Source organism: Mycobacterium sp. NGS16, from assembly GCF_059813225.1.
On record NZ_JCALEE010000010.1, the window covers coordinates 134,660 to 145,206 of the forward strand.

The window sequence follows — 10,547 nt, forward strand, 5'->3', positions numbered from 1 at the left end:
GACTACCGGTCTAGCGTTCGGCGAAGCCGTCGATCGGCTCGCCGGCATCGGACCAATCGACGACGACGGTGCTTACCCGGCCCGGTGTGGAGCCGCCCTGCAGCAACTCCAGCAGGCGCTGACAGTCCGCGCGGAGCCCCTGGGCGACGACCTGCACCCGCCCGTCGGGGCGGTTGGCGGCGTACCCGGTCAGCCCCAGCTCCAGCGCCCGCGACCGGGTCCACCACCGAAAGCCCACGCCCTGGACGTGGCCGTGCACCCAGGCGGTGAGCCGCACGTCAGGGCCGGCCACGGTCGGCGACCTCGAAACGCACCTCGGTGCCGGACTGCAGCGTGCGGCCCACCGTGCACACCTGCTCGACGGCGCGGTGCACCACCGTCAGCAGCCGCTGCACCTCGGCGTCATCCAGACCTGACAGGTCCAACTCCAGGGTCTCCTCCAGCAGCGGGTAACGCTCCTGCTCACGATCGGCCGGACCGCAGACCTGGATCGTGGCCGGGTAGTCGTCACCGAGGCGGCGGGCCAGTGGGGCGTCGCTGGACATGCCGGTGCACGCGGCCAGGGCGATCTTGAGCAGTTCGCCGGGGGTGAAAACGCCGTCGACATCCTCGCTGCCGACCAGCACCTGCGCGCCCCGGGAACTGCGGCCGGTGTAGCGCCGGGTACCGGTTCGTTCCACCCACAGTTTCGTCATGGGGACATTTTCACCGCCAGGCCGGCGCCTGGCTACGCCGGCGGGAGATCAGAGTGCCGCGACGTTCTTTCTGCCGTATTGGCGTTCCATCATGGCGGTGTCCCCGTATACCTGGACGCGCAGCGTCTTGCCGTTGCCGATGGTGTAAACCTCGGCGCTGTGGCCTCGTTCTCCACCGACCGAGGCCTCGCTGAGAACCACCACCGTGTCGCCGTCGGCCAGGAAGCGTGCGGAGCGATCATCGGCGCCTTCGCGGCCAGAGCCGTGACGAACTCGCTGAGTTCCTTTTTGCCCCGGTAGGTTCCGCTCACCGCGCTGTCACCCGGTTGCACCCATTCGATGTCGTCGTCGAAGAGCGCCATCAAGGCTTCGGTATCACCGCTGGCGAATGCTTGATAACCGCTTCCAGTTCGATGTTCTGCTCAGACATCCTTCGATTCCTTTCATGGGTAAATTCTGTTGTCCCCGGCCAGCTTTCAGCGCCATTGCCGGTACACCTCCGGTGACGTCCGGGCCCTGTCGGGCCGGCTCGGAGTCGGTGCGATGACCACGTGCGACACGATTGACACCTCCTCGGGTCATCGGTGGCTTCGTGTCCGTGATGCAGCTGCGAACACACGCCCAAGGCAAGCACTGCGGCCGCAAAATTGCCTCATCCCAACGGATGAGATCGCAGCTGGCCCTGCTGGTGCTGCGCGCCGAGGGCTTGACGCCGATCGCCGAGGGGTTGTCGGTGTCCTTGACCACCGTCAAGACCCACCTGCGGCATGTTTTCGACAAAACCGGCGGACCTGACGGCAGCCGCCTCGCGGCAAAGTGCACCGCACCGGGGCATACTGACCGTTCATGGCCACCCTCGTCGCATTCCACGCCCATCCCGACGACGAGGCGGTGCTGACCGGCGGGACCCTGGCACGTGCGGCGGCTGAGGGACATCGGGTGGTCGTGGTGACAGCGACAGATGGGCGGGTGCACAACGACGACGTGGAACGCCTCGCTGAACTACGTTCCAGCGCCGATGCGCTCGGCGTACACCGGCTGGAATGCCTCGGCTATGCCGATAGCGGCTTCGGTGCGCAGTTCTATCCCGATCCCCCGGGCCGGGTCAGGTTCGCCCGCGCAGACACCGAGGAGGCCGCGCAGCGGCTGGCCGCCATCCTGCGCGAGGAAGCCGCGGATCTGTTGTTGAGCTACCAGGCCAACGGCGGCTACGGCCACCGGGACCATGTGCAGGTGCATCAGGTCGGCAAGCGGGCCGCCGAACTCGCGGCGACACCACGCGTGCTGGAGGCCACTATGCCCCGGGAGTTGCTCGCCCGCATCAGTGCCACCGCTCGGCTGCTGCGGCTGCCGGCGCCGTACGGCCGTGACGTGGTTCGCACCGCCTACGCGCCGGGATCGTCGATCACCCACCGGATCAACGTCTTTCGGTACGCCCGGCAGAAGCGTGACGCGTTTGCCGCGCACCGTTCGCAGATCGGCACCAGCGGCGCGGCGGCCCGCCTGTTCGCGGTGCTGATGCGATGTCCACCGCAGGTCGCCGGGCTGATCTTCGGCCGGGAATGGTTCGTCGACCCGACGCTGCCGCCGGGGCGGGTATACCGCGACATCTTCGAGTGACCCGGCGTCAGCGCTGGCATTTCGGGCAGTAGTACGACGAGCGGTTCATGAACTTGGCCCGCCGTATGAGCGTCCCGCACCGCCGGCACGGCTGGTCTTCGCGGCCGTAGGCGTCCAGTGACCGGCTGAAGTAGCCGGATTCGCCGTTGACGTTGACATAGAGCGAATCGAACGAGGTGCCACCGGCGGCCAGCGCATCACCCATCACCGCCCCGGCGGCCTGCAGCAGTGCTCGCAACCGCGGGCGCGACAGCGTATCGGCCATTCGGGTGCCGCGGATGCCGGCACGCCACAGCGCTTCGTCGGCGTAGATGTTGCCGATCCCGGACACCACCGTCTGGTCGAGGAGTTGACGCTTGATCTCGGAGTGTTTGCGCCGCAGCACGTTCACCACCGATTCGGCGTCGAAGCGCGGGTCCAGCGGATCGCGGGCCAGGTGCGCCACCGGCAGCGGCACCATGCTGCCGTCGACGGTGACCAGCTCGGTGAGCTGCCAGCCGCCGAAGGTCCGCTGGTCGACGAAGCTGACCTTCGTCCCGTCGTCGAGCACCGCGGCGATCCGCAGGTGCTTGGTGTCGGGCAACTCCCCCAGCAGCATCTGTCCGCTCATGCCCAGGTGCACCACCAGCGCCTCGTCGGTGCTCAACAGCAGCCACAGATACTTGCCGCGCCGGTCGGTGCCGGTGATGCGGGCGCCGAGCAGCCGGCCGGTCAGGTCGGCAGGACCGGCCTCGTGCCGGCGCACCGCACGTGGATGGTGGACCCGGACGCCGCTGAGGGTGCGGCCCACCAGGTGAGCGTCCAAGCCGCGGCGTACCACCTCGACCTCGGGAAGCTCCGGCATCGTCAGGCGGGCGGCGCGTCGTCGGTCGGGTCCAGCGCATCCAGCGCCGTCCAGGCCGCGGCCGCGGCCTTCTGTTCGGCCTCCTTCTTCGACCGGCCGACACCGGAGCCGTATTCGGTGTCCGACACCACGACGACGGCGGTGAACTCCCGATCGTGGTCGGGCCCGGTCGAGCTGACCTGGTAACTCGGCACGCCGAGCCCGCGGGCCGCGGTCAGCTCCTGCAGGCTGGTTTTCCAGTCCAGGCCGGCCCCCAGGGTGGCCACGGTGTCCAGCAGCGGTCCGAACAGCCGCAGGATCACCGCCCGGGCGGTATCGATACCGTGCTGCAAGTACACCGCGCCCAACAGCGACTCCATACCGTCGGCCAGGATGCTGGACTTGTCGGCCCCACCGGTGTTGACCTCACCGCGGCCGAGCAGCAGGTGCGCGCCCAAGCCGTCCTCGGTCAGCCCGCGCGCCACATCGGCCAGGGCCGCCGTGTTGACCACGCTGGAGCGCAGCTTGGCCAGGTCGCCCTCGGGCCGGTCGGGGTGGCGGTGGAACAGTTCGTCGGTGATGGTCAAGCCGAGCACGGCGTCGCCGAGGAACTCCAGCCGCTCATTGGTGGGCAAGCCGCCGTTCTCGTAGGCGAAACTGCGATGGGTGACCGCCAGCGTGAGCAGATCGTCGGGCAAGTCCACCCCGAGCGCATCCAGCACCGCCTGCCGGGGACGGCTCACCGGTCACCGTCATCAGTGGACTGAGCCGACCCTGGACCCACCATCCCGGCGAGTTTGGCCCAGCGCGGATCGATCTTGTCGTGATGGTGGCCCGGTTCGGCGCCGGCCAACGCGACCCCGCAGTCCGGACACAGTCCCGGACAGTCCGGATCACACAGCGGCGACAACGGCAGCGCCAGCCCGACCGCGTCGACGATCGCCTGCTCGAGGTCCACCGCGTCGTCGACGACCCGGCCGACCTCGTCGTCGTCGGTGGTGGCGTCGGTGGTGCTGTCCGGGTAGGCGAACAGCTCAGTCAACTCGACCTCTATGTCGCCGGTCAGCGGCCGCAGGCAGCGCGCACATTCGCCCGCGGTGGCCGCCGAGACCGCCCCGGTCACCAGCACACCTTCGGACACCGACTCCACCCGCAGATCCAGCTCGACGGCGGTGTCCGGGGGAATCGCCACCAGGTCCAACCCGATACGGCCCCGGCTGGAGCGCTGCTCGTGCAGCGCGATCATCGAGCCGGGACGCCGGCCCAGCCGGGCGACGTTCACCACGAACGGCGAAGGCAGCTGCCGCTGCCCGCCCTTCACGCCAATACCCGGGTGCCTCGCCATGCCGCGATTCTACGCAGCGGGCATTGCCGCGTTCGCGGGTCAGCGGGTCGCGTAATCGTGGGTGCCCGCGGCGGTCCGCAGTTGGTGGCGACCGCGGTTGATCGAGCGCAGGGTGCCGTTGAGGAAGTCCTCGAACTCGGCCAGCTTGGCGTCGACGTAGATGTCGCACTCGCCGCGCATCCGGTCGGCCTCGGCGTGCGCCGAGTCGATCAGCCGGGTGGCCTCGGCCCGCGCCGAGGTCACCACCTCGTTCTGCGACACCAGCCGCTGCTGCTCCTTGATGCCTTCCTGAACGGCCTTCTCGTAGGCGGCGTTACCGTTCTCGACCAGCCGGTCGCATTCGGCCTGGGCACGGCTGGTGGCGGTCTCGAACTCCCGCTTGGCGGTCGCGCTCAGGCGGGCCGCCTCCTCGCGGGCCTCGCCGAGCATCCGCTCACTGTGCCCGCGCGCCTCGGCCACCATCCGGTCGGCCTGCCCCTTGGCGTCGGCCAGCAGCCGATCGGCCTCCGCCCGGGCGTGGCTGACCAGCGAGTCGGCTTCGGCGGTGGCGGAGCTGACCATCGAGTCCGCGTGTTCCTTGGCCTCGTTGAGCACCGAGTCACGGGCGTCGAGCACATCCTGGGCGTCGTCGAGTTCGCCGGGGATCGCATCCCGAATGTCGTCGATCAATTCCAGGACGTCGCCGCGGGGCACCACGCAGCCGGCCGTCATCGGCACACCACGGGCTTCTTCAACAATGGAGCCCAGTTCGTCAAGGGCTTCGAACACTCGGTACACGGCAGCACCCTCCAGGCATAGTTGTTGTTACTAGTGTGCCCTCTGTTACGTATGTGACTGCGTTAGCGACTCGGTGTGTCGGATTTTGGGCCGCCTCACCGGTAGCCTGTCCCGTTGAATCCGGACCAGCGAAAGGCGGCCATGACAAACGGTTCCGGGGAGTCTCGAGGTTCCAGCGGTTCCGCGACCGACATCGGCCGATTGCTGCTGCGCTGTCCCGACAGCCACGGCATCATCGCCGCGGTCAGCGCCTTCCTGGCCGATGCCGGCGCCAACATCATCTCGCTGGATCAGCACTCGACCGCGCCCGAGGGCGGGACGTTCGTGCAGCGGGCGATCTTTCACCTGCCCGGCCTGCCCGCCGCCATCGATGACCTTCGCCGGCGGTTCGGCGCCACGGTAGCCGAGCGGTTCGCGATGGACTACCGGTTCGCCGAGGCCGCCAAACCGAAACGGGTGGCGATCATGGCCTCCAAAGCCGACCACTGCCTGCTGGATCTGCTGTGGCGCAACCGCCGCGGCGAGCTGGAGATGACGGTGGCGATGGTGATCTCCAACCACCCGGATCTGGCCGAGCAGGTGCGCCCGTTCGGGGTGCCGTTCTTTCACATCCCCGCCAACCGCGACATCCGTGCCGAGGCCGAGCAGCGTCAGCTGCAGTTGCTGTGCGGCAACGTGGACTTGGTCGTGCTAGCCCGGTACATGCAGATCATCACCGGTGAGTTCATCGAGGCGCTTGGCTGCCCGCTGATCAACATCCACCACTCCTTCCTGCCGGCGTTCATCGGCGCGGCCCCCTATCAGCGGGCCCGGGAACGCGGCGTCAAGCTGATCGGCGCGACTGCGCATTACGTCACCGAGGTCCTCGACGAGGGGCCGATCATCGAACAGGACGTGGTGCGGGTGGACCACACGCACAGTGTGGGCGATTTGGTGCGATTGGGCGCCGACGTGGAACGGGCGGTGCTGTCAAGGGCGGTGCAGTGGCACTGCCAGGACCGGGTGATCCGGGTGGGCAATGAAACGGTGGTGCTCTAAACCGCTGCTGCGGCGCCGATTTCACCGGCCCGGTGCCACGCGTTGCGCTCCGCGCTGAACGCCTCGGTTTGTTGGCGACGGAACTCGGCGATCGTCTCGGCGTTGTCGGTCAGGAAGCGGCGGTAGTCGGGCAACGAGAACTCGCCGTCGCTGATCGATACCCGGCCACGGCCGGCCGCCATGTCGGCACGCATCTCGAGTAGCTCTTCGGCCTGTACCGGGTAGAAGCTGATGCGGTCGAAGTAGCGCAGCAGCCACGGTGTTTCGGGATCGAACAGGCCGGCGGTGGCGTGCCGGTGGTTCCACACCTGGGTGGTGCGTCCGACGAATTGGTAGCCACCGGGGCCCTCGATGCCGTAGATGCACAGGTAGGCTCCGCCGATCCCGACAGCGTTCTCCGGGGTCCAGGTGCGGGCCGGGTTGTACTTGGTGGTGACCAGCCGCTGGCGCGGGTCCAGCGGGGTGGCCACCGGTGCGCCGAGGTAGATATCGCCCAGCCCGAGCACCAGGTACTGCGCGTCGAAGACGATGTCGTAGACCTGCGAGATGTCGGTCAGTCCATTGATGCGCCTGATGAATTCGATGTTCGACGGACACCATGGCGCATCGGGCCGCACGCCGTAGGTGTAACGGCGGATCGCCTCGTGGGTGGCGGGGTCATCCCAGCTCAGCGGCAAGCGCACCGACCGGCTCGGCACGACGAGTTCACCGCAGGCCTGCAGCGCTTCGTCGATGCCCACCAGCTCCGCGACCACCTCGTCGCACGACACCTGCTCGGTGTCGAACTGGACCTGCAGTGAACGCACCCCGGGCGTCAGTTCCTGCATCCCGGGCAGTTCACGCTGCCGCAGTTGGTCGTAGAGCACCTGCACGCGTGCCCGCAGCGCCAGATCCAGTGTCATAGGGCCGTATTCGAGCAGGATTCCGCCGTCACCGGCGCGCCGCAGCGTGACAGCGGTCCCGTCGTGTCCGGTGTGATGCTGCAATACCCCGTCGTCACCGTCGCCGGAGCGGGAGTGCACAACGGGCAGCGCCGCCCGTCGGCGCGCGCCCAGCGACGACACCGGCGGGGCGTGGTCCGCGCGGACGGGCACCAGCCGCACGGTGTCACCGGGCGCGAGTTGGCCGAGTTTCCATCGGTCGCCGCGCACTACCGTCACCGGGCAGACGAAGCCGCCCAGGCTGGGGCCGTCGGGCCCCAGCAGGATCGGGGTATCACCGGTGAAGTCCAGTGCCCCAACGGTGTAGGCGGTGTCGTGGATGTTCGACGGGTGCAGGCCGGCCTCCCCGCCGTCGGGGCGGGCCCAGTGCGGCTTCGGTCCGGCCAGCCGCACACCGGTGCGGTCGGAGTTGAAGTGCACCGTGTAGTCGGTGGTGGTCAGGGTGGTCATGTCGGCGCGGGTCAGGAATTCTCGTGCGGCGTGCGGGCCTTCGGTCACCGCGAGTTCCCAATGCCGGCCGATGCTGGGCTGACTCTGCCCGGGCGCACGGTGCAGTGCCGGCGCTGCACCGTTACGGCCGGCGGCCCGAAGCTGGTCGCCTTCTTGCAGTGCGCGACCGTGATGCCCGCCGAACACGCCTTGGGTGAAGGTGGCTGCGCTGCCGAGGAATTCCGGCTCGACGAGTCCTCCCTCGACAAGCACATAGCAGCGCATACCGGGTCCGGCGATCGTGCCGATCTCAACTACGCCGCCGGCGGGCACCTGCACCGACTGCCACTGCGGAACCGGGGCGCCGTCCAGGGTGACCGGCACCGGGGCACCGGTCACGCAGACCCAGGCGGGGCTCGAGAACTGCAGACTGGGACCCACCTTGGTGCATTCCAGGCCGGCCGCCCCCTCGGGGTTTCCCAGCACCTGGTTGCCGACCCGAAACGACACGTCGTCCATCGGCCCGGACGGTGGAACCCCGACGTGCCAATAGCCCACCCGGCCGGGCCAGTCCTGCACCGTCGTGAACAGCCCGGGCCGGACCACCTCGATGCCGATCATCTCCGCCTGATCACCATGCGCACCGGCGTCGGGTCAAAACCGTTGCACGGGTTGTTGATCTGCGGACAGTTCGACACCAGCACCAGGGTGTCGGTCTCCGCACGCAACGTCACGCTCTTACCCGGAGCCGAGATGCCGTCGACGATGCCCAGGGTGCCATCGGCCTCGACGGGCACGTTCATGAACCAGTTGATGTTGGAGACGATGTCACGCTTGCCTAAGCCCCAGCGTGCGCCCTCGGCGAGGAAATTCTCCACGCAGGCGTGCTGGTGGGCGGTGTGATGCCCGTAGCGCAGCGTGTTGGACTCCTGCGAGCAGGCCCCGGCGATGGTGTCGTGGTTCCCGACATCGTCGGCGACGACGGTCATCAGCGCAGTCCCGTCAGCGGCGCGCAGCACCGAACCGGTGCCCACGAAGATGTTGCGCTGGGCGGCCACGGTGGCTTGCGCGCTGTAGCGCCGGGTGTGATCGGCGGCGTCATAGAGCAGACAGTCCACCGCCTGGTTGCCGTGCAGGTCGATGATCTGCAGCTGATCCCCGGCGCGCACCACCGCCGACCAGGGCGCCCGGGCCGGCACCACCTCGTCGGAGACGGCCGGTAACTGGGTGGTCATGACCGCTCCCCCGCTCCCGCGGCCCACGCCGCCTCGGTGTTCTCCAGAGCGCGCAGATACTCCGGGTCCTGGTTGGCCGGTGTCACCAACTGCTCGCCGGCTTTCCAGCCGAGTACGTCCAGCGCGGTCGCGGGCGGGTCGGGATCCAACGGGTGCGCGGCGTTGACCACCACCAGCAACACCGGAAGGTGGATCAGCAGGTCGACCGCTGCCCCGGCACCCGCGGATCCGGTGAATTCCAGTGCCCCGCTACCCGGTTCGACGCGGACACCGCGGAACAGCGACACCGATGGGGCCACGTCACGGATGTCCAGGCCGTGTTTGATCGCACCCAGCAGCAACAGCTGGCGGCCGGTGGCGTCGGGCCCGCAGAGCATGTCGTGATGGCCCGAGGAGTCGGCGACGACGGTGGCCAGTACCCGGCCCTGGTCCGAGAGCAGCGGATGGCCGGCGCCGAGGTAGGCCTGCCAGGGCACCTTCATGGTGTCGGCGACGTTGAGCCGTTCCCAGGGCGCCTCAGCGCGATACAGCAGCAGATGCGCGCAGGCGCCGCCGTCGACGTCGATGAACCGGATCCGGCCGCCCCGAGCCAGCACCTTGGTGGCGTAGCCGTTGGCCGGGATGGACTCGGCCCAGACCAAAGACGACGAGTCGACGTCATCGGGGGCCACCGGGATGCGCATCTGGGCCCGGTGCGCCTGGGCGCGGGCGTGGGAGCGGGCCCCGCGGGTGGAGTCGGTGCGTACTTCGTCCATGCCAGGACGGTACCACATTTTCTATCGATCGATAGTTTTTAGGGCGCGAAGGCCCGCCGCGTGATAGGCAGTAAGGCGTGCAGACCGACCGACGAGGACGTCCGCGGCTGGTGGCGTCTCGCCGGCCGGGCAACAGCGCGCGCGATGAGATTCTTGATGCGGCAGCAGAGTTGTTCACCACCATCGGCTATGCCGCCACCTCGACCCGGCGCATCGCCGAGAGTGTCGGCATCCAGCAGGCCTCGCTGTATCACCACTTCGCCGCGAAAGACGACATCCTCGACGCGCTGCTGGCCGGCACCGTGGACACCTCGGTCGCACTGGCCGCCGAGCTGCTGGCCGAAGGCGGACCCGGGGCGCCCCGGCTGCACACGCTCGTCGTCGCCGACGCCACCCAACTATGTGGTGGCAGCTGGAATCTGGGCACCCTGTATCTGCTTCCGGAGCTTCGTGTCGAGCGCTTCGCCGCTTTCCGCCGGCGCCGGGGCCAGTTACGGGATTACTACCGGGAGCTGTCGCGGGTGGTGATCGCCGAGCACGACGGACCAGCCGAGGCCGACGACTTTGCGTTCCGGTTGGTGGAGGCGGTGATCAACCGCCGCTCCGATGACGGCGCCTGTCCGCCGGAGTACCCGTGGGCCACCGCGGAGGCCGCGTTGCGGGTGCTGGGCTGCGGTGGTCGTTTCGCGCGGATGCGGCAGGGCACGGCGGACCGTTTGGGGTTGTCGCCGGGATAGCTCGCCGGACGCCGCGGTCACATGCGGCGGTATCGCCGGCGATATCGACTCGGCGTTGTTGTCGCCGGATCACACGCCCGCGGACTCGCGCGAAAGCCAACTGTCGGACCCTACTGCGATGATGAAGCCATGTCCTCGATCGCGGCGGTTGA

Annotated in this window: 13 protein-coding genes and 1 pseudogene; 3 read left to right on the forward strand and 11 right to left on the reverse strand. The window is 68.6% G+C overall.

Annotation, left to right across the window (positions count from 1 at the left end; genetic code table 11):
* Positions 1 to 10: 10 nt before the first annotated feature.
* The 4 genes and pseudogenes from AC5Y4Q_RS19115 to AC5Y4Q_RS19130 all read right to left on the reverse strand — a co-directional run.
* Positions 11 to 292: an acylphosphatase gene (locus AC5Y4Q_RS19115; protein WP_064924038.1), complete on the reverse strand. Its 282-nt coding sequence runs from the start codon at positions 290 to 292 to the stop codon at positions 11 to 13.
* Positions 279 to 695 (reverse strand): OsmC family protein, encoded by a 417-nt coding sequence (locus AC5Y4Q_RS19120; protein ID WP_499959993.1) that lies wholly within the window; start codon positions 693 to 695, stop codon positions 279 to 281. Before AC5Y4Q_RS19120 ends, AC5Y4Q_RS19115 begins: the two co-directional genes overlap by 14 nt.
* 48 nt (positions 696 to 743) lie before the next feature.
* Complete coding sequence (locus AC5Y4Q_RS19125; RefSeq protein WP_499960012.1) at positions 744 to 899, reverse strand: hypothetical protein; 156 nt, start codon at positions 897 to 899, stop codon at positions 744 to 746.
* Positions 900 to 997: 98 nt separating this feature from the next.
* Positions 998 to 1,057 (reverse strand): annotated as a pseudogene (locus tag AC5Y4Q_RS19130) (nuclear transport factor 2 family protein); the annotation flags it as partial.
* Between the two features lie 484 nt (positions 1,058 to 1,541).
* Between AC5Y4Q_RS19130 and AC5Y4Q_RS19135 the strand changes: the two are divergent.
* Positions 1,542 to 2,315: a PIG-L deacetylase family protein gene (locus AC5Y4Q_RS19135; protein ID WP_499959995.1), complete on the forward strand. Its 774-nt coding sequence runs from the start codon at positions 1,542 to 1,544 to the stop codon at positions 2,313 to 2,315.
* A gap of 7 nt (positions 2,316 to 2,322) precedes the next feature.
* Here the strand turns inward: AC5Y4Q_RS19135 and mutM are convergent, their stop codons facing one another.
* From mutM to sepIVA, 4 genes are read right to left on the reverse strand one after another with little or no spacing between them, the layout of a single operon-like run.
* Positions 2,323 to 3,159, reverse strand: a complete 837-nt coding sequence (mutM, locus tag AC5Y4Q_RS19140; protein ID WP_064924041.1) for a bifunctional DNA-formamidopyrimidine glycosylase/DNA-(apurinic or apyrimidinic site) lyase — start codon at positions 3,157 to 3,159, stop codon at positions 2,323 to 2,325.
* Positions 3,160 to 3,161: 2 nt separating this feature from the next.
* Complete coding sequence (gene rnc / locus AC5Y4Q_RS19145) at positions 3,162 to 3,881, reverse strand: ribonuclease III (RefSeq protein ID WP_499959998.1); 720 nt, start codon at positions 3,879 to 3,881, stop codon at positions 3,162 to 3,164.
* On the reverse strand, positions 3,878 to 4,483 hold the full coding sequence (locus tag AC5Y4Q_RS19150; protein WP_499960000.1) for a YceD family protein: 606 nt from the start codon (positions 4,481 to 4,483) through the stop codon (positions 3,878 to 3,880). Before AC5Y4Q_RS19150 ends, rnc begins: the two co-directional genes overlap by 4 nt.
* Positions 4,484 to 4,522: 39 nt before the next feature.
* Positions 4,523 to 5,260: a cell division protein SepIVA gene (sepIVA, locus tag AC5Y4Q_RS19155; protein WP_125225995.1), complete on the reverse strand. Its 738-nt coding sequence runs from the start codon at positions 5,258 to 5,260 to the stop codon at positions 4,523 to 4,525.
* Positions 5,261 to 5,401: 141 nt separating this feature from the next.
* Here sepIVA and purU point away from each other — a divergent pair, with 141 nt between their 5' ends.
* Positions 5,402 to 6,298, forward strand: coding sequence for a formyltetrahydrofolate deformylase (purU, locus tag AC5Y4Q_RS19160; protein ID WP_064924044.1), 897 nt, complete (start codon positions 5,402 to 5,404; stop codon positions 6,296 to 6,298).
* On the opposite strand, the gene AC5Y4Q_RS19165 is transcribed toward purU, so the two are convergent.
* The 3 genes from AC5Y4Q_RS19165 to AC5Y4Q_RS19175 are packed head-to-tail and all read right to left on the reverse strand — an operon-like array spanning position 6,295 to position 9,658.
* Entirely contained in the window at positions 6,295 to 8,289 is a 1,995-nt protein-coding gene (locus AC5Y4Q_RS19165) for a 5-oxoprolinase/urea amidolyase family protein (protein WP_064924045.1), read from the reverse strand. The genes purU and AC5Y4Q_RS19165 overlap by 4 nt on opposite strands.
* Positions 8,286 to 8,903, reverse strand: a complete 618-nt coding sequence (locus AC5Y4Q_RS19170) for an urea amidolyase associated protein UAAP2 (RefSeq protein ID WP_064924046.1) — start codon at positions 8,901 to 8,903, stop codon at positions 8,286 to 8,288. Before AC5Y4Q_RS19170 ends, AC5Y4Q_RS19165 begins: the two co-directional genes overlap by 4 nt.
* Positions 8,900 to 9,658, reverse strand: a complete 759-nt coding sequence (locus AC5Y4Q_RS19175) for a DUF1989 domain-containing protein (RefSeq protein ID WP_499960003.1) — start codon at positions 9,656 to 9,658, stop codon at positions 8,900 to 8,902. The genes AC5Y4Q_RS19170 and AC5Y4Q_RS19175 overlap by 4 nt, the downstream gene beginning before the upstream one ends.
* A 77-nt stretch (positions 9,659 to 9,735) precedes the next feature.
* On the opposite strand from AC5Y4Q_RS19175, the gene AC5Y4Q_RS19180 reads away from it, so the two are divergent.
* A complete protein-coding gene (locus tag AC5Y4Q_RS19180; protein WP_125225993.1) occupies positions 9,736 to 10,395 on the forward strand; it encodes a TetR/AcrR family transcriptional regulator in 660 nt (219 codons plus the stop codon).
* Positions 10,396 to 10,547: the final 152 nt, after the last annotated feature.

Coding starts and splice junctions, on each gene's coding strand:
- AC5Y4Q_RS19120 (WP_499959993.1), bottom strand. CDS start 695: ATGACGAAACTGTGGGTGGAACGAACCGGTACCCGGCGCTACACCGGC.
- mutM (WP_064924041.1), bottom strand. CDS start 3,159: ATGCCGGAGCTTCCCGAGGTCGAGGTGGTACGCCGCGGCTTGGACGCT.
- AC5Y4Q_RS19175 (WP_499960003.1), bottom strand. CDS start 9,658: ATGGACGAAGTACGCACCGACTCCACCCGCGGGGCCCGCTCCCACGCC.
- AC5Y4Q_RS19170 (WP_064924046.1), bottom strand. CDS start 8,903: ATGACCACCCAGTTACCGGCCGTCTCCGACGAGGTGGTGCCGGCCCGG.
- AC5Y4Q_RS19165 (WP_064924045.1), bottom strand. CDS start 8,289: ATGATCGGCATCGAGGTGGTCCGGCCCGGGCTGTTCACGACGGTGCAG.
- AC5Y4Q_RS19150 (WP_499960000.1), bottom strand. CDS start 4,483: ATGGCGAGGCACCCGGGTATTGGCGTGAAGGGCGGGCAGCGGCAGCTG.
- AC5Y4Q_RS19135 (WP_499959995.1), top strand. CDS start 1,542: ATGGCCACCCTCGTCGCATTCCACGCCCATCCCGACGACGAGGCGGTG.
- purU (WP_064924044.1), top strand. CDS start 5,402: ATGACAAACGGTTCCGGGGAGTCTCGAGGTTCCAGCGGTTCCGCGACC.